Annotated in this window: 23 protein-coding genes and 1 tRNA gene; 19 read left to right on the top strand and 5 right to left on the bottom strand. The window is 62.2% G+C overall.

Features of this window, described 5'->3' with window-relative positions:
- Positions 1–77 precede the first annotated feature (77 nt).
- From ACRQDJ_RS00640 to ACRQDJ_RS00615, 6 genes are read left to right on the top strand one after another with little or no spacing between them, the layout of a single operon-like run.
- A complete protein-coding gene (locus ACRQDJ_RS00640) occupies positions 78–1,052 on the top strand; it encodes a metal ABC transporter substrate-binding protein (protein WP_284904155.1) in 975 nt (324 codons plus the stop codon).
- Complete coding sequence (locus tag ACRQDJ_RS00635; protein WP_284904153.1) at positions 1,043–1,810, top strand: metal ABC transporter ATP-binding protein; 768 nt, start codon at positions 1,043–1,045, stop codon at positions 1,808–1,810. Before ACRQDJ_RS00640 ends, ACRQDJ_RS00635 begins: the two co-directional genes overlap by 10 nt.
- Complete coding sequence (locus ACRQDJ_RS00630) at positions 1,807–2,667, top strand: metal ABC transporter permease (RefSeq protein WP_087070932.1); 861 nt, start codon at positions 1,807–1,809, stop codon at positions 2,665–2,667. Before ACRQDJ_RS00635 ends, ACRQDJ_RS00630 begins: the two co-directional genes overlap by 4 nt.
- The gene (locus ACRQDJ_RS00625) at positions 2,654–3,082 is read left to right on the top strand and encodes a Fur family transcriptional regulator (RefSeq protein WP_087070931.1); all 429 of its coding nucleotides are present in this window, start codon (positions 2,654–2,656) and stop codon (positions 3,080–3,082) included. Before ACRQDJ_RS00630 ends, ACRQDJ_RS00625 begins: the two co-directional genes overlap by 14 nt.
- 2 nt (positions 3,083–3,084) lie before the next feature.
- On the top strand, positions 3,085–3,609 hold the full coding sequence (locus tag ACRQDJ_RS00620) for a VTT domain-containing protein (RefSeq protein ID WP_035276647.1): 525 nt from the start codon (positions 3,085–3,087) through the stop codon (positions 3,607–3,609).
- 45 nt (positions 3,610–3,654) lie between these two features.
- A complete protein-coding gene (locus tag ACRQDJ_RS00615) occupies positions 3,655–5,052 on the top strand; it encodes a glycine--tRNA ligase (RefSeq protein WP_087070930.1) in 1,398 nt (465 codons plus the stop codon).
- 60 nt (positions 5,053–5,112) lie between these two features.
- Here ACRQDJ_RS00615 and ACRQDJ_RS00610 read toward each other — a convergent pair whose 3' ends face one another.
- The gene (locus tag ACRQDJ_RS00610; RefSeq protein WP_087070929.1) at positions 5,113–5,349 is read right to left on the bottom strand and encodes an RNA-binding S4 domain-containing protein; all 237 of its coding nucleotides are present in this window, start codon (positions 5,347–5,349) and stop codon (positions 5,113–5,115) included.
- A 99-nt stretch (positions 5,350–5,448) separates the two neighbouring features.
- On the opposite strand from ACRQDJ_RS00610, the gene ACRQDJ_RS00605 reads away from it, so the two are divergent.
- Positions 5,449–6,681: a carboxylate--amine ligase gene (locus ACRQDJ_RS00605; RefSeq protein WP_284904151.1), complete on the top strand. Its 1,233-nt coding sequence runs from the start codon at positions 5,449–5,451 to the stop codon at positions 6,679–6,681.
- A gap of 15 nt (positions 6,682–6,696) precedes the next feature.
- Complete coding sequence (gene murJ, locus ACRQDJ_RS00600; protein WP_284904149.1) at positions 6,697–8,514, top strand: murein biosynthesis integral membrane protein MurJ; 1,818 nt, start codon at positions 6,697–6,699, stop codon at positions 8,512–8,514.
- An 85-nt stretch (positions 8,515–8,599) separates the two neighbouring features.
- Here murJ and ACRQDJ_RS00595 read toward each other — a convergent pair whose 3' ends face one another.
- The gene (locus ACRQDJ_RS00595) at positions 8,600–9,832 is read right to left on the bottom strand and encodes a lipid II:glycine glycyltransferase FemX (RefSeq protein WP_284904148.1); all 1,233 of its coding nucleotides are present in this window, start codon (positions 9,830–9,832) and stop codon (positions 8,600–8,602) included.
- A gap of 191 nt (positions 9,833–10,023) precedes the next feature.
- On the opposite strand from ACRQDJ_RS00595, the gene ACRQDJ_RS00590 reads away from it, so the two are divergent.
- Positions 10,024–11,178, top strand: a complete 1,155-nt coding sequence (locus tag ACRQDJ_RS00590; protein ID WP_284904147.1) for a YibE/F family protein — start codon at positions 10,024–10,026, stop codon at positions 11,176–11,178.
- A 71-nt stretch (positions 11,179–11,249) separates the two neighbouring features.
- Here the strand turns inward: ACRQDJ_RS00590 and ACRQDJ_RS00585 are convergent, their stop codons facing one another.
- Both ACRQDJ_RS00585 and ACRQDJ_RS00580 read right to left on the bottom strand, forming a co-directional pair.
- Complete coding sequence (locus ACRQDJ_RS00585) at positions 11,250–11,594, bottom strand: PRC-barrel domain-containing protein (RefSeq protein ID WP_284904146.1); 345 nt, start codon at positions 11,592–11,594, stop codon at positions 11,250–11,252.
- Positions 11,595–11,692: 98 nt separating this feature from the next.
- Positions 11,693–12,469, bottom strand: a complete 777-nt coding sequence (locus ACRQDJ_RS00580; RefSeq protein WP_284904145.1) for a DUF2382 domain-containing protein — start codon at positions 12,467–12,469, stop codon at positions 11,693–11,695.
- Positions 12,470–12,757: 288 nt separating this feature from the next.
- Between ACRQDJ_RS00580 and dusB the strand changes: the two genes are divergently transcribed.
- The 3 genes from dusB to dnaG all read left to right on the top strand — a co-directional run bounded on the left by dusB (position 12,758) and on the right by dnaG (position 17,602).
- Positions 12,758–14,011, top strand: a complete 1,254-nt coding sequence (gene dusB, locus ACRQDJ_RS00575; RefSeq protein WP_284904144.1) for a tRNA dihydrouridine synthase DusB — start codon at positions 12,758–12,760, stop codon at positions 14,009–14,011.
- 102 nt (positions 14,012–14,113) lie between these two features.
- A complete protein-coding gene (locus ACRQDJ_RS00570) occupies positions 14,114–15,364 on the top strand; it encodes a deoxyguanosinetriphosphate triphosphohydrolase (RefSeq protein WP_284904142.1) in 1,251 nt (416 codons plus the stop codon).
- A 123-nt stretch (positions 15,365–15,487) separates the two neighbouring features.
- The gene (dnaG, locus tag ACRQDJ_RS00565; protein WP_284904140.1) at positions 15,488–17,602 is read left to right on the top strand and encodes a DNA primase; all 2,115 of its coding nucleotides are present in this window, start codon (positions 15,488–15,490) and stop codon (positions 17,600–17,602) included.
- A 94-nt stretch (positions 17,603–17,696) separates the two neighbouring features.
- Here dnaG and ACRQDJ_RS00560 read toward each other — a convergent pair whose 3' ends face one another.
- Complete coding sequence (locus ACRQDJ_RS00560; RefSeq protein WP_284889592.1) at positions 17,697–18,464, bottom strand: IclR family transcriptional regulator; 768 nt, start codon at positions 18,462–18,464, stop codon at positions 17,697–17,699.
- 639 nt (positions 18,465–19,103) lie between these two features.
- On the opposite strand from ACRQDJ_RS00560, the gene fucP reads away from it, so the two are divergent.
- The 7 genes from fucP to ACRQDJ_RS00525 all read left to right on the top strand — a co-directional run bounded on the left by fucP (position 19,104) and on the right by ACRQDJ_RS00525 (position 25,268).
- Positions 19,104–20,483, top strand: coding sequence for an L-fucose:H+ symporter permease (fucP, locus tag ACRQDJ_RS00555; RefSeq protein ID WP_284904139.1), 1,380 nt, complete (start codon positions 19,104–19,106; stop codon positions 20,481–20,483).
- A gap of 69 nt (positions 20,484–20,552) precedes the next feature.
- Complete coding sequence (gene fucU, locus ACRQDJ_RS00550; RefSeq protein ID WP_274734593.1) at positions 20,553–20,972, top strand: L-fucose mutarotase; 420 nt, start codon at positions 20,553–20,555, stop codon at positions 20,970–20,972.
- 102 nt (positions 20,973–21,074) lie between these two features.
- A complete protein-coding gene (locus ACRQDJ_RS00545; RefSeq protein WP_284889589.1) occupies positions 21,075–21,863 on the top strand; it encodes an SDR family oxidoreductase in 789 nt (262 codons plus the stop codon).
- 51 nt (positions 21,864–21,914) lie between these two features.
- Positions 21,915–22,700 (top strand): amidohydrolase family protein, encoded by a 786-nt coding sequence (locus ACRQDJ_RS00540; protein ID WP_284904138.1) that lies wholly within the window; start codon positions 21,915–21,917, stop codon positions 22,698–22,700.
- A 91-nt stretch (positions 22,701–22,791) separates the two neighbouring features.
- A tRNA-Ile gene (locus ACRQDJ_RS00535) sits at positions 22,792–22,865 on the top strand.
- 100 nt (positions 22,866–22,965) lie between these two features.
- Positions 22,966–24,249, top strand: a complete 1,284-nt coding sequence (locus ACRQDJ_RS00530; protein ID WP_284904137.1) for an enolase C-terminal domain-like protein — start codon at positions 22,966–22,968, stop codon at positions 24,247–24,249.
- A gap of 140 nt (positions 24,250–24,389) precedes the next feature.
- A complete protein-coding gene (locus tag ACRQDJ_RS00525; protein ID WP_434736386.1) occupies positions 24,390–25,268 on the top strand; it encodes a methyltransferase domain-containing protein in 879 nt (292 codons plus the stop codon).
- Positions 25,269–25,271 lie beyond the last annotated feature (3 nt).

Genomic DNA, 25,271 nt, shown 5'->3' with positions numbered 1-25,271 from the left:
GGGGTGCAGCGGCTACGCGCGGTCGGCGGGCCCGGCCGCCGCGACGCGCCACCGGGCGCGTTGGGTAGACTGGGCGGGTGAAGAAAACTTTGACTCGTATGGCGGCGCTGCTTAGCTGCACGGCGCTGCTGGGATCCACCGCCCTGCTGGCCGGGTGCCAGTCCTCCTCTACTTCGCCCGCGGATAGTGCTTCAAGCTCCGGGGCCGCATCGAGCGCGGATACCGCGCGCATTGGCGTGACGGCATCCTTCACCCCGATCCGGTGGCTTGCCGAACAGATCGGCGGGGACTACGTGACGGTCACCTCCGCCACCCCCACCAATGTGGAACCCCATGATTACGAGTTTTCCCCCAAGCAGGTCGCGGAGCTGGAAAGCACGGATGTTATCTTCTACGTCTCCGGATTCCAGCCCTCTCTCGACGCGGCTATTTCCACCATCGGGGCCGGTAACGCCGTGAACCTGGCCGATGCCGCGAAGCTGGTCCACCACCGCGGTCTGGCCGATAATCACGGGGATGAAGCTACCGAAGCCGGGCGCGTCCTCGACCCGCATTTCTGGCTTGATCCGGTGCGTATGCAAGATGTAGCCGAAGCGATCACCGCTTCGCTCTCCTCTATGGATCCGGAACATCGCGGTGATTTCGAGGCGAATTTCGCGCGCCTCAAGCAAGAGCTCACCGATCTGAATTCGCGCTACACTACCGGCCTGGCCCAGTGCGCCACCACCACGGTGGTGTCCTCCCACGCGGCTTTCGGTTACCTGACCGACCGTTACAACCTGGTCCAGGTGGGGATCGCCGGGATTGACCCCGATCAAGATCCCTCCCCGCTCGATATCTCCGAAGTGAAACGCATTATGGCAGAAACCGGGACCCGCACCATCTTCGCGGAAGCCAATAGCCCGGCGAAAACCGCGGAGGCTATCGCGGCGGAAACCGGTGCGCAGCTTTCCTCGCTGAGCACCGCGGAAGCCGATCCGGAGGGCGCGGGCTACCTGGCCATTATGGATAGCAACCTCGCCCACCTGCGTGAGGGATTGCAGTGCCAGTAAGCCCGGCCCCGGCACCGGGTACGGGCGCAGCACCCGGAACGTCTCCGGCACCGGCTAGGGGCGCGATACCGGCGCAGCCCGCGGTTTCCCCGGCCCTCCTCGCCCGCGATTTGTGCATTACCCTGGGCGGGCGCGAAATCGTGCATTCGGCTCACCTGGAGATCGCGGCCGGGGAGTCGGTGGGGATTTTCGGGCCCAACGGCTCGGGCAAATCCACCCTTGTCAAAGGGCTTCTCGGCGTCGTACCCCATACCGGAACCGCGCAGATTTTCGGGGTGGATACCGCGCGCCCCCGCCAGGTGCCCTGGCACCGAGTGGGCTACGTGCCCCAGTCGATGGTGCATGCCGGCAACCTGCCTGCCACCGCCCTGGAAGTGGTGCGCTCCGGTTTGCTTTCCGGGCGCCACCTCTTCGCGGATAAAGGGAAAGCGGCCCGCGCCGCCGCCTACGAGGCCCTCGCGGCGGTGGGTTTGGAAAGCCGTGCCCAGGACCCGGTGCGGGTCTTTTCCGGTGGACAGCAGCACCGCGTCATGATTGCCCGCGCGCTGGTGCGCCGCCCCGATCTGCTGGTTCTTGACGAACCGCTAGCCGGGATCGATGCCCGCGCCCGTGCCGATCTGGCCGAAATCCTCACCCGCCTGCACGGCTCGGGCCTCACCCTCGTCATGGTGCTCCACGAACGCGGGGAACTCGCCCACCTGGTGGGTCGCGATATTCAAGTATCCGATGGCTACGTGCACGGGGGAGTGGCGCAATGATCGCAGATATTCTTTCCTCGCCCCTCATGATGCGCTCGCTGCTGGTGGCGGTGCTCGTGGGGCTGGCCGCGCCGATCGTGGGCAGCTACCTCGTCCAACGCGGCATGGCCCTCATGGGCGACGGCATCGGCCACGTGGCCCTCACCGGGGTGGCGCTCGGCTGGCTGACGGGCACCTGGTTGCACGGGCAACCCGAACGTTTCGCGGTACCCGGCGCCCTTATTATTGCGGTGCTCGGCGCGCTCATTATCGAATGGGTGCGTTCCTCGGGAATCACCTCGGGAGATACCGCGCTCGCGATTCTGTTTTACGGCGGCATTGCGTGCGGGGTACTGCTTATTTCCCTCGCGGGTGGTACGACGGCGAACCTCAACTACTACCTCTTTGGCTCGGTTACCACGGTCACGGGGCAGGACGTGTGGTACACCGTGGCCCTCACCGTGGTTATCCTCGCGGTGGGTATCGGGCTGCGCGGCCCGCTCTTCTCCGTGACGAACGATGAAGACTTCGCGCGGGCCTCGGGCCTGCCGGTACGGGCTTTTAACATCCTCATCGCGGTCACGGCGGCCCTCACGGTGGCGGTCTCCATGCGGGTGGTGGGCATTCTGCTGGTCTCGGCCATGATGATCGTGCCGGTGGCCACCGCCCAGCTGGTGTGCTCCTCCCTGGCGCACACCCAGCGCCTGGCCATGGGGCTCGGATGCGGGGCCGCACTTGTCGGATTGGTCATTACCCGCTATGTTTCTGCCTCTCCCGGGGCTATGATCGCGGTGATTCTCATTGCCGGGTACGCAGTTGTGGCAATCATGTCCACACTGGTACGGCGCAACCACAGGAGGGTTCATGAACGCGTCTAAACCGCGAGTAACTGCCCAGCGGATCGCCATTTCGAAGATGGTGGAGACGATCCCGGAATTCGTTTCCGCCCAGGAGCTCCACGAAAAACTTTCCCGGGAAGGCCGGCGCATCGGCCTGGCCACCGTGTACCGCACCTTGCAGGCGATGGCGGACGAAGGGATTCTCGACACCATGCAGGAGGGCACCGAAACCCTCTACCGCTATTGCGAAACCGAAGAACACCACCATCACCTCATGTGCCGGCGCTGCGGGAAAACCGTGGAAATCGCCCTGGAAGGGGCCGAAGATTGGGTGCGTTCCATCGCCACCGCGAACGGCTTCTCGGATGTGGATCACACCCTTGAACTCATCGGGGTCTGCGCCGATTGCGCCGGGCAGCATAACGGCCGGAACCGGGAAGGAATGGGCCGCTAAGCATGGATTCCTTCTCATTCCTGGCCGGGCGCTCCTTCGCCTTTGTTTACCTTTTCCTTTTCCTCGTGGTGTCCTTGCGTTCCAGCGCTACTTTCTGGCTGGGGCGCTATGCCGCTTACCTGGTGGCCCGGCAGCGCGAACCGCGCAATCGCCTCGCCCACCGGGCCTGGGCCTGGGCGCATGACGAGCGCGTGATCGCGGCCTCGCAGCGGGTGGCACGGCGCGGCTGGCCCCTCGTTACTCTCTGCTTCTTCACCATCGGGGTGCAAACCGTCATCCTTATCGGTGCTGGGCTCACCCGCATGAGCGGCTGGCGTTTCACCCTGGCCGCGCTGCCCGGCTGGCTGGGCTGGGCGGCGATCTACTCGACGGTTGGCATGCTCGCCCTGCGAGCGGTCTGGGCCGCTATTTTCGGTAACCCGTGGGGAATTGCCGCAGTGGTGGTACTGGGCGTCGTCGTCGCATATTTCCTTTTCGTTTTCCGCACCGGCCGGGACCGCGCGGAAACGGGCGCGGCGGTAGACTAGACGGGCCACGCATCATCCGGATGCGCGCAATAGAAAGGAACAACGTTGGCTAAGCCTGCTCCCTCCCGTCTCGATAACGTTATTTCTTTGGCCAAGCGCCGCGGTTTCGTCTTCCCCGCCGGGGAAATATACGGCGGTACCCGTTCGGCCTGGGATTACGGCCCGCTGGGAACCGAGCTGAAAGAAAATATTAAGCGCCAGTGGTGGCGTTACATGGTGCAAAGTCGCGATAACGTTGTGGGTATCGACTCCTCCATTATTTTGCCGCGGGAGGTGTGGGTTGCTTCCGGGCACGTCGGCGTGTTCAACGATCCGCTTATCGAATGCCTCAACTGCCACAAGCGCCTGCGCATGGACCAGCTCCAGGAAGCGCTGGCCGCCAAGAAGCATATTGACGACCCGGATTCCATTCCCACCGCGGAGCTGGGTTGCCCGCATTGCGGCGTGAAGGGCCAATGGACCGAGCCGCGCGATTTTAATATGATGCTGAAAACCACCCTCGGCCCGGTGGAAGACGAATCCGGCCTGCACTACCTGCGCCCGGAAACCGCCCAGGGTATTTTCGTGAATTTCGCGAATGTGCAAACCACCTCGCGCAAGAAGCCGCCCTTCGGCATCGGCCAGATCGGCAAGTCGTTCCGCAACGAAATCACCCCCGGAAACTTCATTTTCCGCACCCGCGAATTCGAGCAGATGGAACTGGAGTTCTTCGTCAAGCCGGGGGAGGATGAAGAATGGCACCAGTACTGGATTGACCAGCGCCTGGACTGGTACAAGGACCTGGGCATCAACCCGGAGCACCTGCGCCTGTACGAACATCCCAAGGAAAAGCTGTCCCACTACTCTAAGCGCACCGTGGATATCGAGTACAAATTCGGTTTCCAGGGTTCGGATTGGGGCGAACTGGAAGGCATCGCCAACCGTACCGATTTCGACCTCACCACCCATATCAAGCATTCGGGCAAGGACCTGTCCTACTTCGACCAGGCCAGCGGGGAGCGCTACGTTCCCTACGTGATTGAGCCCTCGGCCGGGCTGACCCGCTCGCTCATGGCATTCCTCGTGGATGCTTACGTGGAGGATGAAGCCCCCAATACCAAGGGCGGGGTGGATAAGCGCACCGTGCTGCGCTTGGATCCGCGCCTGGCACCCGTCAAGGCCGCGGTGCTCCCGCTCTCGCGTAACGAGAAGCTCACGCCCCTGGCGGCGGATCTTGCCGCGCGCTTGCGGGCCTCGTGGAATGTTGATTTCGACGACGCAGGAGCGGTCGGGCGCCGCTACCGCCGCCAGGATGAAATTGGCACCCCGTACTGCGTGACCGTGGACTTCGACACCCTCGAAGATCAGGCGGTGACGGTCCGCGACCGCGACACCATGGAGCAGGTCCGGATCCCGCTGGAGAAAGTGGAGGGCTTCCTGGCCCAGAAACTGGTGGGCTGCTAGGACTGTGAGTGCGGCCCGCGGCTGGCGTTTCGCTGTGCGCGGCCGCCGGCTGCCGAGTTGCTAGAGGCTCGCTACCCGCACGCGCAAGGCACCGCGCGGCTGGGCGAGGGCAACCACATCGCCGTCGCTCAGCGCGCTGCCGCGCCGGGTTTCTACCTGGCCGTTCACGCTAATATCGCCCGCTTCAATAAGCTCGCGGGCTTCGGCACCGGAGGCGGCCAGCGATGCTAATTTCACAAACTGGCCGAGCTTAATCGGCAAACGAACCTCAATGCTGGGGATATCGGCTTCGGTCACGATGGTCCTTTCACGGGGGCGGAGTGCTGCCTTCTACTTTAGCGCGGCGCTGCTAGCATAATAACCATGCCCGCGGCCGGGCGCGGAGGGAGAACACGTATGGATGCACTGCCGGTGATCTTCGGTAATGAGGTGGAAGCCTATAGTTTCGCGCGGCTGTTCCACGAGACCTACGGGGTGACCTCGCTCGTCGTCGCCGAATACCCGCGGGGGCATATTAATAATTCCTCCATTCTCTCGGTGCGCTACTGCGAACGCCATATTATGGAGGACGAAGAAAAATTCGTGGCGCTGCTCAATTCCCTGGCCGCGGAGTTCGCGGATCGCCGCCTCATCTGCCTGGTCAATGTTGATGAGGGCGTGGATGTTATTGTGCGCAACCGGCACCGCCTCGCCTCCAACTGGTTCTTCCCTTTCGCCGCGCCGGATGTCGTGGACCTCGCGAATTCGAAAGAGGCGATGGCGCAGGTGTACGAAAAGGTGGGGGAGGCGGCCCCGCGGCGCGCCGTCGTACATCTTTCCCAACCCGAGACCTGGGACGCGGCGCTCGCCACGCTGCCCTTCCCCATTGTCGTCAAACCCGCGCGCGCGGATAACCCCACCTCGCTGTACGCGACGGGCCTGAAAAAGGTGGAGGTATTCGACGACGCCGCAGCGGCCCGCGCGAAATTTGCCACGCTTGCCGGCCGCCAGGTCGATATTGACCTTATCGCCCAGGAACTCATTCCGGGGGATGATACTACCCAGTGGGTTGTCAATGGGTATATCGATTCGCGCGGGCACCTGAGCGCTATTGGCTCGGGGAGGGTGCTGCTCGGGCTGCATGAGCCTTCGCTCATCGGCAATGCCGGGATTATCCTCACCGATCCGGAGGGGTTCCTCACCGACCGCGCCGAGCGGATCGTGCGCGAGGTGGGCCTGCGGGGCTTCTTCTCCATGGACGTGAAAATTGATCCGCGTACCGGCCGGGCCTATTGGCTGGATCTCAATCCGCGGGCCGGGCGCGGGCACTACTACCTCAAGGTGGGCGGGGTGAATCTGGCGCGCGCCCTGGTTGCGGATATGGCCGGGGAAACCGCACCGCTTCAGCGGGTCAATCGCGCCGGCATTTTCGCGATTATTCCCGCCTGGCTGGCGGGGCGCCGCTACTTGCGCGATCCGCAGCTGGCCGAGCAGGTGCGGCGGGTGCGGAGGCGCGGCCCGGTGGTCAACCCGATCGCCTATAGCAAGGACCGCCACCCCAAGCGCACCCTGTTCCGGATGCTCTCCGATATTCGTGCGGTGCAGAAAATGCGGCGCTTCTATCCGCATCCCACCGAATCTGGATTCTAAGGCTAAGCTCGAAGCATGCGTTTCTTCCCCCCGCGCCGCCCTAGCGGACGGCATTTTGTGGCCGACGACCGTGCGGATGCCCTCCCGGATCTAGCGGAATCCGCCGGCGCAGGCCCCGAGCCCGAAACCTTCGCCAGCTCGAGTGAAAAAAGCGCGAGCGAGAATACCGCGAGCGAAAAAAGCGCGAGCGCCGCGCGGGCCTCCATCATTATGTTCTTCGGCACGCTCGTCTCGCGTATCCTCGGCCTGGTGCGCTCCCCGATTCTCCTCGGCGCGGTGGTGGGCCTGACCTCGCCGGCCGGCAACGCTTTCGGGATCGCCAATAAACTCCCCAATCTTATTTACATGATTATTGTGGGAGGCCTGGTCAATGCGGTGCTGGTGCCGGCCATTGTGCGGGCCACCAAACGGGGGGAAAAAGAAGGCGCCGCCTTTATTAACAAGCTCCTCACCGTGGCGATTGTGGGCCTGGGCGCGGTGACCGTGCTCATTACCCTGGCCGCGCCCGCCGTGGTCAAGGTCATGGCCGCCACCATGTCCGAGGACTGGTATCGCCTCACGGTGGCCTGGGCCTACTGGTGCCTGCCCCAAATTTTCTTCTACGGCATGTACACCGTGATCGGGCAGATCCTCAACGCCCGCGAAAACTTCGGGCCCTATATGTGGGCGCCGGCTCTCAATAACGTGGTGGCGGTGCTCGGGATGCTCGCCATCCTCGCTCTTTTCGGCTCGGCCACCCCGGAAGACGCCCTGGAAGCGGGGCGCTGGACGGCCTCGCGGGTGGGCTGGCTCGGCGGTATTTCCACCCTGGGGATCGTCGCCCAAGCCCTCATCCTCATCTGGCCGCTGCGCCGCCTGGGCATTCATTTCCGTTTCGATTTCCGGTGGCGCAATTCCGGGTTGGGGGCGGCCGGCCGGGCTTCCTGGTGGATGCTCCTCATGATGATCACCTCCATTATTCCGACGGCGCTCATCTCCAATGCCGCCGCCGGGGCCTCTGACCGGGCCATTCGCATGGGGATGAACTCCGAGTACGTGGCGGGCAATTTCGCCTACGATACCGCCTACACGATCTACTCCCTACCCACCTCACTCTTCGTGGTTTCCATTGCCACCGCGGTCTTCACCCGCATCTCGCGGGCCGCGGCAGACGGCGACCGGGACCGGATGCGCCGCGACGTGTCCCGCACCCTGCGCATCGTCTCCACCATCATGTTCCTGGCCGCCATCGGCCTCATGGTTTTCGCGGTCCCCGTTTCCCGCCTCTTCGCCATCACGTCGAGCGCGGAACAGGCCGTCACCCTCGGGAAAGTGGTGGCCTCCATGGCCCTCGGGCTCTTCGGCATCGGTGCGGTGAGCGTGCTCGACCGCGTCTACTACGCCTTCGAGGACACCCGCGGCGCCTTCCTCATCAGTTTGCCGTTCCAGGGAGCCTCCTGCGTGCTCACGGTTTTCTGCGCGCTACTCCCGCCCCAGCACGTGGTGTGGGCGGTGGGTATTGTGGGCTCACTCGCCAATATTTTTGCGGTCATCGTGATGCTGTGGCACCTCTCGCCGCGGATGGGTGGGGTCGACGGCGCAGTCCTGGCTTCCTTCCATATCAAACTCTTGGGGATTTCCGGCTTGGCAGCCGCGGCCGGCTACGGGGCGGCCCGCCTGGTGGGCCCCGTCTTTAGCCCCATGAGCCCCGTGCAAGCACTCCTGGCCCTCATCGTGGGGGGAAGCGTCATGGTGCTGGTGTACGTGGGTGGCATGAAGCTGGCAAAAATGGAAGAAATCGACGTGCTTTTCCGCCCCGTGGGTAGGATCCTGGCCCGCCTACGCCGCCGCTAATCGGCTTGGTGGCAGCTAGCCGGGCTGCGCCGGCGGCGCAGCCCCGTCGTCGTACCCGGTGCGGCGCGGTAGCGTGCCGAAACCGCTAGATCAAAGCTCCCGTGAGCTTGGCTTCTAGGCGCAAGGCCAGCGCGAAAGTGCCGATGAATTCCTCCACGTTCCCGTTGAGCTTGCGTTTGTACTCGAGGACCGGGTAATCGGGGCCGGTGGCGTCGAAAATACCGGAAATCCCGAGGGTGTTGTAGGTGGAAATATCGTGGGCGGCCGCCCAGCGCAGCAGGGTCGATTCCACCGGGTAATCACGGTTATAGGTGGTGAAATCCTTGTTGAAGCCGCGGAGCAGCTGCACCAGCTCATCACCCCAGCGGAGAGCCAGAACCCCGGCAAAAGGCACATTATTGCCGTAACGCTGCGCCAAATCGCGGGCCTCGGTTTCCTGCTTGAGGAGGGAAGCACGCTGGCTGCCGAGCTCTTTGAGGGCGCCCTCCTTTTTGCGGGTGCGCGGCTCGGTGGAATTCTGCGCGATCTGCTCATCGAGGCGGGCGATATTCACGGTGATCTCCTCCAGGTAGGTGGCCGGATGCGCGTAGGCAATCGCGAGGAAAGCGCGCTCGGGGCCCAGCTTCTCCATCATCCCGGTATACAGCTGCGCGGAATAATCAGAGATTTCAGCCATCTCGGTGCGTTCGCGCGAGGATTCGTAAAGCTGGTGGAAGGTATCCCACAGTTCAACACCGCCAGTATGTACCTCCACGCCGTAGCGCCCCACGTGCTTGACCTGGCGGCGCATTGTTTTCGTGAGGGAATCAGCGATCTCCTCGAAACTCTTCCCGGCAATATCTTTCGTATAAATAAAATGAATATCGGCCGGGTCATTGGGGTCCACGGGAATATGCTGGAACCCGGCCGCGCGCAGCTGCTCGGTCACCCGCGCCCCCAGGGGCGAATCCGCAACTTTTTCGATGTCCGCATAGAAAGCGGCGGGCACATTAGGGGTGATGCGTAGCGCAATCACCCGCTTCTTGGTGGCAAGATACGCGGCGAGCTGCGCGAAAAAGAACTCCACCAGCTCGCCGTCCTCCCAATCCAGGGTAGGGCCATTGGTAATAATGGCACGAGTAAAAAGCTTTTTCCACGGCTGGTAGGTAATAAGGGCGACGCCGCGCACCTGCGCGCCATCACGCACCCCCACATAATCAACGGCATCGCCCTGCTCGGTGCGCCACTGGCCGTATTCGGGAAGCTGGGCGAGGAAAAGCCGCGGGCTGTGGCGGGTTGCGGAAACGTATTCCTCGGCGGTCAAGGTGGTGAAATGCATGCATACAGTCTAGCGAGTGCGTATCGCGGCGGCGGGAGGAAACACCTGTTCCCAGGTGTGGTGGTACGGCGCGGGCGCCCCGTCCCGCCGCGCTGTCTACCGCCGTGCGCACCGTACCCGCGCCGCCACGCCTCGTGGCACCAGGGCGCGCGCTTCTCCCGCGGGCGGCGGCGGGCCGGTAGCCTGAAGGCGTGCATCATCATTCAGATATTGAGGTCCCGGCGCGAGTGCGCCGCAAGGTCGGGCGCCTACTTGCCGCTATTGTTGTTCCCCTCGCGCTTCTCACCGCGATTGCGCTGGTGGTGCTGTGGCCGCGCGGGGAGTCCCCGGTGGGCTCTATCCCGCTGAATTCCCCGGGCGTGCAGATGGTGAGCGGGCCGATTACCTCGGTCGGGCAGACGGATGCCCAGGGTCAGACCCCGGTGGAGATGGAGGTTGAGGGCGTGCCGGTTCCTGTGCATGTCCCCGCCGAGGTGGTGGCCTCCGGGCTGGAAGTGGGCGACGTAATCGAAGCCCGTTTCAACCCGGCTATGGTCACCTCGGGCACCGCCCATATTTTTGTTGATTTTGAACGTGGGATGCCCCTGGCGCTGCTCGCCGGGCTGTACGTGCTGGTCATTGTGGCGGTGGCACGCTGGAAGGGGCTGGCGGCGCTCGCGGGCCTGGGGGTGTCCCTCCTGGTGGTTGGCTTCTTTATTATTCCGGCGCTGGCCGGCGGCGGGAATGCTTTCGCGGTGGTGCTCACCGGGGCTTCGGCGATGATGTTCGCCTCGATTTATCTGGCTCACGGTATTTCTATCCGCACCACCACCGCGATTATCGGCACTTTCCTCGGGCTTCTTATTACCACGGCGGTGGCGGTGTGGGCGGTGGGCGCCCAAAACTTGAGCGGCACGGGCGGGGAACAAACCGCGATGCTGTCCTGGAGTCTGGGTGGTATCAATATGCGCACGCTGCTGCTGGCGGGGATTATTCTGGCCGGGCTGGGGGCCCTCAATGATGTCACTATTACTCAGGTTTCCACCATTTGGGAGTTGCATGCCGAATCGCCGAGCACGCCGCGCCGCCGCCTCATCAGCCGCGGGATGGCCATCGGGCGCGACCATATTGCCTCAACCGTTTACACGCTGGCTTTTGCCTACGTAGGGGCCTCGCTGCCCCTTCTTATTCTTGCCTCGATTTACCAGCGGTCGTTCCTTGACCTCATGCAGGTGGAGCAGATCGCGGAGGAGATCACCCGCACCCTGGCCGCTTCTGTTGGTTTGGTCTTGGCGATTCCTTTGACGACGGCGGTAGCCGCGCTCCTCGCCCCCGTGGCACCGGGGCGGGATCGGGTGAGCGCCTAGCTTGTGATTCCCCGGGGCGGCTAAACAGCAGGCGATACGTTAGTGACCGGGTTCCCGTGGAGATCTGGTGCCTAAGCGTTAGTAGCGTGCTCCTTGCCGTCGGCAATATCGGTGAGGGCGAAATGTTCGTAAATACGCTGCTGTTGGTCCTCGGTCAGGCCGTCCTCCACCGACCAGGCCGGAGCGCTGGCCACCGCTTCTGCGGAAACCGAGAGGATGAGTTTGCCTTCCACCAGGCGCGAACCGCGCAGCGGAACCAGGGCGGAGCGAAGATTGAATAATCCCCGCCCGACGAGGGCAAAGGTGGGTTGCCCGCTGGCATCATCGAGAAAAACCTCGCGCACCGGCCCAATCTCCGCCTCGGAGCGGTCATAAGCGGTGGCATCCATAATGTCGCGGACGGTTACCTCAGCCATTCTTCCTCTTTCCCTAGCTTCGCTGCGCGGCTGACGTGCCTGCGTGGCTCACGTTCCTGCCTGGCTGTGCCTAGCAGGCCAGGTTTCTCACGAGCCTACTACTTGGTAGAGCGGCCCGTTTCATCTTCGATTTCGATCTGTTCCTTGGCTACATCTTCGGAGACCGTTTCGGTATCCTGCACGACATCCTTATGGAGAGATACCCGCTCAACGGGTACGGTTTCCTTCTCTACATTGACCCGCTCTTCATGAAGGGTGACAGCGGCGCCCCCTTCAGAAATCTCACCAACGTACTCTTCACCTTCCTTGATAGGGGTGCGTTCCACCCGCACTTCTTCGCGGGTCACGGGCACCTCCACCGTTTCGGTGTCATGCACAACGTACTTGTGCAGCCGCACGGTACCGGTCGCCACATTGTCCTTAGAAACATTGAGGCGCTCCTCAGAACGAACCACGGAATTATCATCCGCGTCAGTTACCGGGGCGGGATGCTCGGCCGCAGTGCGGGGCTCACCGGCACCTACCGGCGGAACCTCGGTAGCGTAGCGGTCACCTTCGTGCGCATCCGTGAGGTGGTAGTGGGCGAGCAGGCGGTCCTGCTCTTCGGGGGTGATGCCCTGTTCCACATCGAAATCAGGGGCATCCTTAATTGCATCCTTGACGAAAGCCAGGTGGAGTTCTTCACCCTCGAGGTGCGAACCGCGCAGCGGAACGAGGCTGGAGGACATACCGAAGAGCCCGTGGCTCACTTCCACGAAGAAGGGCTGGCCCGTCTCGGCGTCAAGGAATACCTCCTTAACCCCGCCGAGCTTATCGTTATGGGAATCAAATGCGGTGGCGTTCAGGAGATCCTGAACATTCTTGTTCTCGGCCATATGTGGTGTGCCTTCCTGATAGAAAATGTAGAACCGAGGCCAGGTAGCCGAAACTAACTGCTCACGTGTGGTGGTGACACCTACTTCCCAGCCACGGCGGAAGAGCCTGGGCTCCACGCGGCGTGGGCGGTGCGGGAAGAACGCAATCTGCCTGGGAACTCTGGTGAGTTCACTTGTAGCCTACCGTGATGCAGGTCATATAGCTGGGTGTTTAGCTCACGGAATAACTCTCGCTGCTGGCCGTGCGGTACCCTCATCCATGACGCAGGAAGGGAAGAAGGGAAGCATATGGCGGAGAATGCCGCATGGCCGGCGATTCAGCTGGGCGATCTGACTCTGGCCACGCCGGTCATGCTCGCGCCGATGGCCGGGGTGACCAACCCGCCTTTCCGCCAGCTCTGCCGTGAAGAAGCCGAAGCGGGAATTCAGCGCGCGATGGCCAGCAGTGCACCGGATACGCCCTCCCCAGAAGCCCACGCACGCGGCTCCTACACCCCAGCCGGGCTGTGGGTGTGCGAAATGATTACCTCCCGGGCGCTGCTGGAACGCACCCCGGAAACCATGACTATGATCCAGCCCGATCCGAGCGATCCGGTGCGGTCCATCCAGCTCTACGGGGTGGAACCCAAGGTGGTGGCCGCGGCGGTGCGGCTCCTCATCGAGGAAAACCGTGCGGACCACATCGATATTAACTTCGGCTGCCCGGCCCCCAAAGTCACCCGCAAAGGGGGCGGTTCGGCCCTGCCGTGGAAACTGGATTTGTACGAGGACCTGGTGCGCCAGGCCACCGCAGCAGCGAGCGCCGCGAACCGCGGGCGCGATCACGCCGTGCCCATCACCGTGAAGTTCCGGATCGGGATTGACGCCGCCCACGAAACTTTCCGGGACGTGGCCCGCATCTCCGAAGATTACGGAGTGGCCGGGCTCACCTTGCACGCGCGCACCACCGCGCAGCATTACGCCGGCCACGCGAACTGGGATTTTATTGCGGAGCTCGTAGACTCCACGGACCTGCCCGTCTTTGGTAACGGTGATGTTTTCGACGCCGCAGATGCCGCCGCGCTGCGCGCCCATACCGGCTGCGCCGGGGTGGCTGTCGGGCGCGGCTGCCAGGGCCGGCCCTGGATTTTCTATGATCTGGCTGCTCTCATGCACGGGGCCAGTGCCCAGCGCCGCCCCACGCTGCGTGAAGTTGCCGCGATAATCGAGCGCCACGCCCGCCTCTCGGTGGAGCATTTCGGAAGTGAAAATAAAGCCATGCGGGAGCTGCGCAAGCACATCACCTGGTATCTCAAAGGCTTCGCGGTGGGTGGGGAAACCCGCCACTCGCTGGGGCTGGTCTCCACCTTGGAGGAACTCCACGAACGCCTCCAGGCCCTGGACTTGGATCAGCCTTATCCGGCGGCCGCGGAAGGTAAACGCGGGCGCGCAGGCGGGGAAAAACGCCCGCATCTGCCCGATGGCTGGCTCGATTCGCGCGAGCTTACCCCGGAGCAAGCTGCCCGGATCCACGAAGCCGAACTCGATATTTCCGGCGGCTAAACCAGCCACGCCGCGGCGCTTGCCTCAGGCCCGGTGCCCCGCCCGTCACGACCGCACCGCTCGCCGCCACCGCACCGCCCGCGGGCTTGGTACCCTCTAGCTGTGACGGATTTATTTGGGGCGGCCGAAGTTTACGGGCCGGATGACCGCGAACGCTGGGTGCATGAACCACCCAAATCCCGTTCGCGTACCGATTTTGAACGCGACCGCGCGCGGGTGCTGCATTCCTCGGCGCTGCGCCGCCTGGGCGCGAAAACCCAGGTGCTTGGGCCCGAATCGGATGATTTTGTGCGCACCCGCCTCACCCATTCCCTCGAAGTGGCCCAAATCGGGCGCTCGCTGGCGAAAAACTTCGGATGCGACCCGGATATCGTGGAAACCGCGTGTTTGTGCCATGATCTCGGGCACCCGCCCTTCGGGCATAACGGGGAGCGGGCCCTCGCGGAAGTGGGGGAGGAAATCGGCGGCTTCGAAGGCAATGCCCAAACCCTGCGCATCCTCACCCGCCTGGAACCGAAACGCACCACTCGCACCGGGCGCCCGGCCGGCCTCAACCTCACCCGCGCCACCTTGGATGCGGTCATCAAATACCCCTGGGGTAATAACGAAGGCCCGGGCGGAACCCCGAAATTCAATTACTATCGCGATGATGCTGATATTTTCGAGTGGATTCACGGCGAACACGGGCACAACCGCTGCGTCGAAGCCCAAATCATGGATCTGGCCGATGATATTGCCTATAGCGTCCACGATGTTGAAGATGCGATCGCCCGCGGATTCTTCGACCCGTCCTGCCTGACCGACCCGGGGGAGCGCCAGAAAGTCGTGGAGGATACCCTGGCCTGGTATGGCGAACCGAGCACGGGGGAGCTGTCCGATGCGCTTGACCGCCTGCTGCGCGAAGAAGCCTGGCCGGTGCACTTCGGTGGCAACTACCGTGATTTTGCCCGCATGAAGGACCTCACCTCCGACCTCATCGGCCGTTTTGTTTCCGCCGTATGCCAGGCAACCTGGGCGCAGTCCGGGCATGGCAAATTGGTGCGCTACAACGGTAACGTCGTCGTACCACCAGAAACTTTCGCCGAAATCACGGTCCTGAAAGGGATCGCGGTGGCCTATGTTATGGCTCCGCGCGAACACGAACCGCATTACGTGGAGCAGCGCGCCATTATTTTCGACCTCGTCGAGGCGCTCTTGGAGCATCCGGATGAGTTGGAGCCGCACCTAGCGGAATTGTGGGCGAGTAGCGATAAGGACGCGCGGCTGCGTTTGGTTATTGACCAGGTTGCTTCGCTCACCGATCTTTCGGCGCGGCAGTGGCACGCGCACCTGTGCGGGATGCTGCGGCACTGATCTTCCGGCGCCCGCGGCCTCGGCGTACGCTGCGCGCGCCGCGGTTCGCGCGTACGGAACATGTTGAGTGCGTGAAACGGTTCGAGCGTGCGCTGCGCGGCGGGCTCGCTTAGACTAGGCGGCATGGCCGGGCTCATCAAAAGGGAAGACATCGATCGGGTGCGCGCCGCGGTGCGGATCGACGACGTCGCCTCCCAGTACGTGGCCCTGCGCCCCGGTGGGGTGGACTCCCTCAAAGGCCTGTGCCCCTTCCATGATGAGAAAACTCCGTCGTTTCACGTGCGCCCGAACCTGGGGCGCTGGCATTGCTTCGGCTGCGGGGAAGGCGGCGACGTTTTCGCTTTCGTGCAGCGGGCCGAAAGTATTGACTTTGTGGAGGCGGTCGAGCTGCTGGCGCGGCGCGCCGGAATCGAGCTGCATTACGAAGGTGCACGCGAGCGGCGGCCGGGGGAGCCTTCCAAGCGGCGGCTCATCGATGCGCACCGTGTTGCCGTGCAGTTCTATCGCGCCCAATTCGATACCCCGGCGGCGGCCCCGGCCCGCACGCTCCTGGCCGAACGCGGTTTTGAGCGGGCGGCCATTGACCATTTTGAATGCGGTTACGCTCCGGACTCCTGGGACGCGCTCTATACGCACCTGCGCAGCCACGGCTTTTCCGACCGGGAAATCGAAACGGCGGGCCTGGCCACCCGGGGCAACCGCGGGCTCTACGACCGTTTCCGCGGGCGGCTCATGTGGCCGATTTTCTCCATTACCGGCGAACCTATCGGTTTCGGGGCGCGCCGCCTCGGCGAGGATGATCGCGGCCCGAAATACCTCAATACCCCCGAAACACCTATCTACAAGAAATCGCAGGTGCTGTACGGCCTCAACCTCGCGAAGAAGGAGATCGCGACCTCGCGTTCTGTGGTGATCGTGGAGGGCTATACGGACGTCATGGCCGCGCACCTGGCCGGAATCACCACGGCGGTAGCAACGTGTGGTACAGCTTTCGGCGCCGAGCACGTCAAAATTGTGCGGCGGCTTTTGGGCGACGGCGCCAATCCGGCCGCCGGGGTGGTGCTCTCCTCCGGGAAGGCTTACGGCGGCGAGGTTATTTTTACGTTCGACGGCGATAGCGCCGGCCAGAAGGCAGCTTTGCGCGCTTTCGGGGAAGATCAGGCTTTCGCCACCCAAACCTATGTGGCTATTGCGCCGGATAACCTGGATCCCTGCGATGTGCGGCTCCAGCGCGGGGATGAAGCGCTGCGCGAGGTGATCGCCGGGCGGCGCCCCCTTTTCGAATTCGCTATTCGCTCCCTGATTGAGGATCTTCCGCTCACCACCGCGGAGGGTCGCAGTGCCGGACTGCGGGTGAGCGCGCCGATTGTGGCGGGGATTAGGGACCGGGTACTGCGCGGGGAATACACCCGGAATCTGGCCGGCTGGCTCGGTATGGATGAGCATGTGGTGCGCCAGGCGGTGGCAGAAGCCGGGCGCCAGGGGCGAGCCCAGGCACGCGCCGTGCTGGAGGCAGCCAGCGAGCACGCCCCGGGAGCGCTAGCGGCCGGAGGACCGCAGCAGGTGGGAGTCGCGGTGCAGCCGGGGAATGCGCCGTCGTACCAGGCGGCAGCGCAAACGACGGGTACGGTGCAGCCGGGAGGAGCAGCGTGGGGGAGTGGCGCCGATGCCGGTACCCACCGGGCGGCGACCTTGCCGCCGGTGTCGCAGCTGCGTGACCCTACCGAAAAAGTGGAGCGGGCCGCGCTGGAGATTTATCTTCAGCTTCCGGCTTTTGCGGCGCGGGCGGAGATGGATAATCTACCTCCGCATACGTTCACTCATCCGGTGCACCACGCCATTCATACGGCGATTCGGGCGGCGGGGGGAACCCGGGTCTTCGCCGAGCGCTTCGCGCAGCTGACCGGCGCGGGTATGGACGCGGAACACGCCGAACCCCAAGCGAGCGCCGCTTACGTGGAGGCGGTGATCGCGGCCGGGGGCCCGGAGCTATCCGGGGTGATTTCCCAGCTCGCCGCCGAGCCGCTTCCCGAGACCGATGTGCAGCGCCTCCCGCATTATGTGTGGGGGATTGCCCTCGCGCTCATTCGGCTAGGTGTGCTGCGCCAAATCGAGGATGTGCGCTCCGCGCTTCAGCGCACCAACCCGGAGGATGCCGCCTACCAGCAGCACTTCGCCCGCCTCATGGAACTCGAGGCGCAGCGCCGCACATGTGAGGAGCGCATGGAGTTGGGGTAGTTCACTCCCGCAGGCTTGCAGCTAAGCTCCTGCTGCGAAGTAAGTCCTTGCCGCGCAGTTAATCCCTGCCACGCAGTTAATTCCTGTCGCGGAGTTAATCCCAGTAGCCCAGCGAGCGGGAAATCTTTCCGGCTGTCTCCACCACGAAAGGAACCAGCTCAATGACTTCGTCCATGGTTTTTTCCAAGGCGAGCGTAGTAATCGACATGGCGTGATCCACTCGGCCCATATGGTTGCGGATGGGAACCGCGACGCAGCGGATACCGGGCACGTTTTCTTCGTCGTCAACCGCGTAACCGCAATCGCGCACCTGGTAGAGCTCTGCGAAAAGGGCATTGGCCGTGGAGATCGTGCGCGGAGTTTTACGGGGCAATCCCACATCGGCAATATATTTCCGCACGGTGTCATCACTTTGCGCGGCGAGCAAGCACTTCCCAATCGAGGTGCAATGTAGGGGAAGTCTATCCCCGATATCAGAGGGAATACGGTAGGGCATCTCCGATTCTTCGATGGCCACATATACCGCTTCATTGCGAGTACGGGCCCCCACGTGTACCTGGCATTTCACCTTGCGGGCCAATTCGCGCATAAAAGGCTGAGCACGCTCGGAAATATCAATATTTTTAAAAGCGTGGCTGGCCAGGGCCATCGCAGCCGGTCCCGCTAAATAATTACCCTCCTCATTGACCGTCACAAACTCGTAGTCAACAAGGCTTTGCAAGAGTCGATGCACGCTGGATTTCGCCAGCCCGGAGGCCTCCACGATATCGGTAAAACGCGAATGCTCCAGAGTGGCCCGCAAAACAATAAGTGTTTTATCCGCCGCTCCGGGATTCTTAGGACTTTTGGAAGGCTGCGCCACAGGGAACCTCTTTTCTCATCGACTGTTCGCGACGCCGCGCACGGTCGTAACGATGCCATATTTTAGCGCGCAGGCCTGGGGAAAGGAACAATCTCAAGAATCTTAAGGAACCGTGTTCCAGTATGTGGAATTATTTCGATGTTCTTCAACGATAACCGCCGCGGTGGTAACTTTCGTCTCGCGACCCATAATCGTCCGTAGTGAAGCTCACGAAGAAAATCCAGCTAGGTCCTAGCATCTTTCGCCTAGAGAGGAGTAGGGCGCCGGTGCGTACACGAAAAATCAAATATGGAACTCAAGTCCATAGGGTGGAACAAATGAAAAAATGGGGTTATGCTAAGTCACAGCGACGGTGGTGTGAAGGTCTGAGCCGATCTTGACATTGCCGAGCAGCTACGCGAAAGCGGCAGGTGCTTGCGCGTATCGATGGATCTGAGGCTCGATGGGAGGCTGATTTACCCTCGCTAGCGCGGAAATACGATGGCACATTCACGCAGGGTACGGCGGCGGTGAAGCTGGCGAATCCCGGAAGGGCCGGAGTGCTACCGAGCTAGCGTTCCTTGCCGGGGGAGAAAGGAACCCCCACTTCCCATGACTTTCAATGATGAAAATGTCGTTCGTGTAAAGAAAGTAACATCTATGTCTAATCAGGATTCGGTTGCGGTCCCTTCGGCTCACGGTGAAGTGGCTGCCGGAACGAAAAAGAAAGCGCCATTTGTGTGGCCGGGAATGTTGGTTCCCTTCGTGCTCCTCGTCTCGTGCTTCGCGGCCTGGGGTATTTCCACGGACTTGACCGCACCGCTGGTCAACGTATTCTCCTCGGTGTTCCACATGTCGGCGTTCCAGTCCTCGCTGGTGCAATTCGCCTACTACGGAGCCTACTTCCTCCTCGCCATTCCCGCGGCGTACATTAACTCGAAGTTGGGATACAAGGGCGGCGTCGTTATTGGCCTGAGCCTAGCGGCCGCCGGTGCACTCCTCTTCTTCCCGGCTTCTAAGCTCATGACCTTCGGAGCCTTCATCGCTGCCCTCTTCATCCTGGCGGGCGGCCTGTCCATCGTGGAAACCTCCGCGAACCCCTTCGTCATGGCGATGGGGCCGGAAAAGACGGCTACCCGCCGTCTCAACCTGGCCCAGGCGTTCAACCCGATCGGATCCAATCTTGGTGTGCTGGCTGCCACCCTCTTCATCCTGCCAAATATCCACGTGGCAACCGCTGAAGAACGTGCGAGCATGCCGGAAGCTGAGCTCCTGGCTACCCGTTCCGATGAGCTCCAGGCTGTTATGGCTCCCTACATCGCCCTCGGCTGCCTCTATGCTTTCCTGGCGATCAGCATCGCTTTCGTGAAGATTCAGAAGCGCCGCACGATGGTCTCCGATTCGGCTGCCGGCGTGAAGCGCCGCAAGGGTACCTTCATGCGTCTCATGCGCAATAAGCTCTACAGCTTCGGTGTGGTTGCCCAGTTCTGCAATATCGCCGCTCAGACCTGCATCTGGACCTACATCATCTTCTACGTCATGGAAACCCTCGGGGTGGATCGCACCACCGCGGGCTGGTGGCTGCAAGGCTCGCTTATTTGCTTCCTCATCATGCGCTTCCTCATGGTGTGGATCATGGGTCGTGTTGATGCACGTGTCCTCATGACCGTCATGGCCTCCCTCGGCATCATCTGCACTGGGCTGGGAATTGTTTCCGGAAATATCGTGGGCGCCGTGAGTATTGCTTTCCTCTCCGCTTGCATTTCCCTCATGTTCCCGACCATCTACGGCCTGGCACTGACCGGCCTGGGTGATGACACCAAGTTCGGTTCGGCCGGCCTGGTCATGGCTATTATCGGTGGCGCGGTTGTGCCTCCGCTCCAGGGTCTTATCCTCGACCACACCAGCGCCCAGTTCTCCTTCATCGTGGTTCTGGTGTGCTTCGCGGTTATGCTCGGCTACGCGCTCTACGCTCGCCGGCAGGATCTGGACGCGCTCGCTGAAGCCGATGATGCCAACGCGCAAATCATCGCCGACTAATTATTCCCTTTCTAACGCACGGGTGCCGGGTCGCATGGACGCGGCCCGGCACCCGGAAGTGAGAACACCATGCTCAAGAATATTTCTCCGGTTATCAGCCCGGAACTCCTCTACACGCTGGCCAGTATGGGACACGGCGATGAGATCGTGCTCGCCGATGCAAACTTCCCCTCTGAGTCCACCAATGACACCGTGATTCGCGCCGATGGCATCACCATCCCGGTGCTGCTGGATGCAATTTTGAACCTTATTCCTCTGGATCGTTACAACGAGTGGCAGATCGCCCTCATGGAACCGGTTCCCGGCGATGAAGCTCCCGAGGTCTGGAACGAATACGCTCGGATTATCTCCGCTCATGAGGGGGATTACCAGCAGCATCTCTTCGAGCGCTTTGATTTTTACGAGCACGCTCGCACAACTTTCGCCGTCGTCGCAACCGGTGAAACCGCATCCTACGGAAATATCATCCTCAAGAAGGGCGTCCTGTAAAACGGGCGTCCAGAAAAACGGACGGAACGGGCCGTCCGCGGGTAGTACGGGTAGTACGGCTCATAGCAGCGCTACCCACCACACAATGGAAGTGAGAAAATAATGGATCTGCATCTGCAAGGCAAAGTTATTATCGTGACCGGTGGCATGCGCGGGATCGGTAAGGGAATCGTTGTGGAACTCGCCAAGGAAGGCGCCATCCCGGTTGTTATCAACCGTTCCCAGATTCTCGACGAGTACCGCGATGAAATGAATTCGCTGACCGATACCTGGGACTTCTACTCCCTCGACCTCAACGAAACCGACGGCATCGCGCCCATCGTGGAGGAAACCTACAAGAAGTACGGGCATATCGACGGCATCGTTAATAACGCCGGCGCCAATGACAACCTCGACCTGGAATCCACCGGCTGGCGTGAATTTGAGAAGTCCCTGCACGGCAATCTCACCCACTATTACGAGCTCGTCCACCAGGCGGTTCCCTACCTCAAGGAATCCCAGGGCGCCGTGGTCAATATCGGTTCCAAGACGGCCATCACCGGCCAGGGCAAGACCAGCGCCTACGCCGCGGCCAAGGGCGCAATCCTGGGCCTGACCCGCGAATGGGCCGCCGCGCTCGCCAAGGACAATGTGCGCGTCAATACCATCGTGGTGGCCGAAGCCTGGACCCCGCTCTACGCCAAGTGGATCAAGACCTTCGGCGACGAAGAAGCCCAGAAGGCCCGCTTGGCCCTCATCGAGGACAAGATTCCGCTCGGCAAGCGCATGACCCGCGTGGAAGAAATCGGTGCGCTCGCGGCCTTCCTGCTCTCGGATCGCTCCAGCCACACCACCGGCCAGTGGCTCTTCCCGGATGGCGGCTACGTCCACCTCGACCGGGCCCTGAGCTAAATTCGCCGCGCATCAACGGAACGCTGACAGGAAGAGAGGAAGGTCAGGACCGTGCTAGAACTCATTGATACCCATTTCCACGTTTGGGATCTGGACACCCAAGATCTGCCGTGGTTGGCCACAACGGATGGGAGCATCACCCGCACGTGGACATTCGATCAACTCCTGGAGGCGTACCGGCAGCAGGAAGATATCAACTTCCGGGGTGCCGTTGTTGTCGAAGCAGATACGGCCGATGCCGCCCAAGAAGTTGAGCTCACCAAAGAGCGCCGGGCCGCCCATCCCGAGATTCTCGGGGCGGTGCTGCGCACCGATTTGACGGAGAATACCCAGATCCCCGAAGGGATTGTGGGAATTCGCGAACCTCTCCATATCGATTCGCAGCCCCGCGGGCGTTGCCTGGAGGAGGGCTTCTTGGCCGGGCTCGCTCAGCTTGCCCAGCACGGACTCACCTTCGATGCGTGCATCCGCGTAGGCGAGCTCGGTGATCTGTACCGGGCAGCCGCGCAGGTGCCCGAAGCCCGTATCGTCATCGACCACCTGGGGAATGTCGAAAGTCTCGACACCCCCTACCGGGATGCGATGACGCAACTCGCTTCGCTGCCCAATGTGTTCTGCAAGGTCTCCGGGCTGCCGAATACTGATAACACGGCTAACGAGGGCATTTTGAGTTTCGTCACCGAGCTGTTCGGAACGCAGCGCCTCATGTACGCCTCGAATTGGCCGGTAGTTTCGCTGTACTCCAGTTTTGTGGAGAACCTCGCGCTCCTGCGTGGTTTTTATGGCGACGACGCCGACATCTTCCACCGCACCGCCCAACGCTGTTACGGACTTTAAGGACGGTGTGACAACGAAATAAACAATTTGCTGTTAACCGCTGTTCTCAAGGGTAGGAGCTGGCACGCGGCGCTGTTATGATAAAGCAGTTGCCCCCGTAGCTCAGCAGGTTAGAGCAGTGGACTCATAATCCATCGGTCGCGGGTTCAAGTCCTGCCGGGGGCACCGTTCGTCTGCGGCGCCGCCGCCGTTCCTACCTCCCTGTTTCAACGTATAGGTTTATCCACCGCGCTTGGCCCACAGGCCGGCACGTCAAGGAGCTTTCATGTCAAAAATTACCGGCGTAACAACGCATGATTTCCGTTTCCCCACCTCGAATACTCTCTCCGGTTCGGATGCCATGAACCCGGATCCGGATTACTCCTCGGCATATGTGGAAGTGAATACCGATGCCGATGACGGAATCATCGGTGTGGGCTTTGTTTTCACCATTGGCCGCGGCAATGACGTGGTGTGCAAGGCTATTGATTCCATGGCTCAGGCCCTCATCGGGCGCAATGTTGAGGAACTTCTCGATAATATGCGCCTGGCCTGGGACCTGTTCGTCCACGATTCCCAGCTGCGCTGGCTCGGCCCGGAAAAGGGCGTGGAGCATATGGCCATCGGTGCCCTGCTCTCCGCGCTCTGGGATATTAAGGCCAAGCGCGCGGGCAAGCCGCTATGGCGCCTCCTGGGTGAGATGGAACCCGAAGAACTCGTCTCTACCCTCGACTTCCGCTACATGACGGATGCGCTGCGCCCCGAAGAAGCTATCGAGATCCTGCGCGCCGGCCAGCGCGGCAAGGAAGAACGCATCGCCAACCTCATCGCTAATGGATACCCCGGGTACTCCACTGCGCCGGGCTGGTTGGGCTACTCCGATGAGAAGATGGTGGCCCTGGCCAAGGAAGAAACCGAGGTCAAGGGCTTCAAGCAGATCAAGCTCAAGGTGGGGCGCGACGTTGCCGAAGATATCCGCCGCCTCGGTTTGGCTCGCGATGCTATCGGCCCGGATGTCAAGCTTGCCGTGGACGCCAACCAGGTCTGGGATGTACCCCAGGCGATCTCCTGGATCAACGAATTCCACGAATTCGATTTGGCGTGGGTGGAAGAACCGACCTCGCCGGACGATGTCCTCGGGCATGCCACCATCGCGCGGGCAATCAACCCGATTCCGGTGGCGACCGGCGAACAAATGCAGAGCCGTATTCTCTACAAGCAGTACTTGCAGATGAACGCCTTCGGTATTATGCAGATCGACGCGACGCGCGTGGCTGGCCCGCAGGAAATCGTTCTCGAATACTTGCTGGCGAAGAAGTTCAACAAGCCGGTGTGCCCGCACGCCGGTGGGGTGGGCCTGTGCGAAGCCGTGGCCCACTTCGCGATGTTCGACTACGTGGCCGTCTCGGGTACCACTGAGAACCGCGTTATTGAATACGTGGATAACCAGCACGAGCACTTCGTTCACCCGACCGTCATCAAGAACGGCAATTACATGCCGCAGATGGCGCCGGGTAACGGCACCGAAATGACGCTCGAAACTGCCCAGAAGTACACCTATCGCGGCTAGTATCGCAGCTAGGTTCTCAGCAGAATAAGGAAGCGGGGCGCGCCATCATTATGGCCGCCCCGCTTTCGCGACACCTGCAGCTTGAGCAATCATCGTGGACGCCTCTTTTCTTCGTGGAGCCGCGGCATTAAGGTGAATTCATGATCGATGACAATGCTCCACTTCCGCAATCTGATCGTCCCACCGCCACCGCCGCCGGGCACTGGGTGCTCGCCCGCGCCGGCAAACGGGTATTGCGCCCCGGCGGTCTGCATTTGACGAAGGCCATGCTTGAGCACGCCCAGCTGGCCAGCGCGGACGTCGTGGAATTCGCCCCCGGCCTGGGCCGAACCGCGGAACTCATTATCTCCGAGCCCATCCACTCCTACACCGGAGTCGATCAAGACAAGAATGCGGTGACCCGCGTCAAGGGGATCGTGGAGAAAGTGGGCGGCGTCGTCGTTAATTCCACCGCGCAAAAATCTGGACTACCCGATGCCGGTGCTGATGTGGTCGTGGGCGAAGCGATGCTCACCATGCAGGGAGCGAGCTCCAAGGCCGCGATTGTGGGCGAGGCCTTCCGGCTGCTGCGCCCGGGCGGGCGCTACGCCATCCACGAACTCAGCCTCACCCCGGATAGTATCGACCCGGCCATTGCCGATACCCTGCGCAAAGGCCTGGCGCAGACGATTCGCGTCAACGCGCGCCCGCTCACCCAGGCCGAATGGCGGCAGGTGCTCACCGATGCCGGTTTCGAGGTGGAATGGGTGGGGGATGCCCCCATGGCCCTGCTTTCCCTGCGGCGTAACCTGGCCGACGAAGGCCTGCGCGGGGTGGCGCGTATCCTCCGCAACGTGCTGCGCGATAAAGAGCTGCGGGCGCGGGTGCTGGCCATGCGTGCGCTCTTCCGCAAGTACCGCCACCACCTGGCCGGCGTGGCCATGGTGGCCCGCAAGCCCGCTGAATCTGCCGGTGCTGCTGGCGCTACTGGCACTGCCGGCTCCACCGACGCCGGCACTTCCGCTACCACCGCTAACTGAAAG

The sequence above is a fragment of the Actinotignum urematis genome (assembly GCF_051264595.1).
Lineage (GTDB): Bacteria > Actinomycetota > Actinomycetes > Actinomycetales > Actinomycetaceae > Actinotignum > Actinotignum timonense_A.
This window is presented reverse-complemented; position numbering and strand designations above follow the sequence as displayed.

Excerpts from the sequence above, each read along its gene's own strand:
- fucU (WP_274734593.1), top strand. The coding sequence starts at position 20,553 with ATGCTCAAGAATATTTCTCCGGTTATCAGCCCGGAACTCCTCTACACG.
- ACRQDJ_RS00530 (WP_284904137.1), top strand. The coding sequence starts at position 22,966 with ATGTCAAAAATTACCGGCGTAACAACGCATGATTTCCGTTTCCCCACC.
- murJ (WP_284904149.1), top strand. The coding sequence starts at position 6,697 with ATGCGTTTCTTCCCCCCGCGCCGCCCTAGCGGACGGCATTTTGTGGCC.
- ACRQDJ_RS00580 (WP_284904145.1), bottom strand. The coding sequence starts at position 12,469 with ATGGCCGAGAACAAGAATGTTCAGGATCTCCTGAACGCCACCGCATTT.
- ACRQDJ_RS00625 (WP_087070931.1), top strand. The coding sequence starts at position 2,654 with ATGAACGCGTCTAAACCGCGAGTAACTGCCCAGCGGATCGCCATTTCG.
- ACRQDJ_RS00630 (WP_087070932.1), top strand. The coding sequence starts at position 1,807 with ATGATCGCAGATATTCTTTCCTCGCCCCTCATGATGCGCTCGCTGCTG.
- ACRQDJ_RS00595 (WP_284904148.1), bottom strand. The coding sequence starts at position 9,832 with ATGCATTTCACCACCTTGACCGCCGAGGAATACGTTTCCGCAACCCGC.
- ACRQDJ_RS00585 (WP_284904146.1), bottom strand. The coding sequence starts at position 11,594 with ATGGCTGAGGTAACCGTCCGCGACATTATGGATGCCACCGCTTATGAC.
- dusB (WP_284904144.1), top strand. The coding sequence starts at position 12,758 with ATGGCGGAGAATGCCGCATGGCCGGCGATTCAGCTGGGCGATCTGACT.
- ACRQDJ_RS00605 (WP_284904151.1), top strand. The coding sequence starts at position 5,449 with ATGGATGCACTGCCGGTGATCTTCGGTAATGAGGTGGAAGCCTATAGT.
- ACRQDJ_RS00545 (WP_284889589.1), top strand. The coding sequence starts at position 21,075 with ATGGATCTGCATCTGCAAGGCAAAGTTATTATCGTGACCGGTGGCATG.
- ACRQDJ_RS00620 (WP_035276647.1), top strand. The coding sequence starts at position 3,085 with ATGGATTCCTTCTCATTCCTGGCCGGGCGCTCCTTCGCCTTTGTTTAC.
- fucP (WP_284904139.1), top strand. The coding sequence starts at position 19,104 with ATGTCTAATCAGGATTCGGTTGCGGTCCCTTCGGCTCACGGTGAAGTG.
- dnaG (WP_284904140.1), top strand. The coding sequence starts at position 15,488 with ATGGCCGGGCTCATCAAAAGGGAAGACATCGATCGGGTGCGCGCCGCG.
- ACRQDJ_RS00525 (WP_434736386.1), top strand. The coding sequence starts at position 24,390 with ATGATCGATGACAATGCTCCACTTCCGCAATCTGATCGTCCCACCGCC.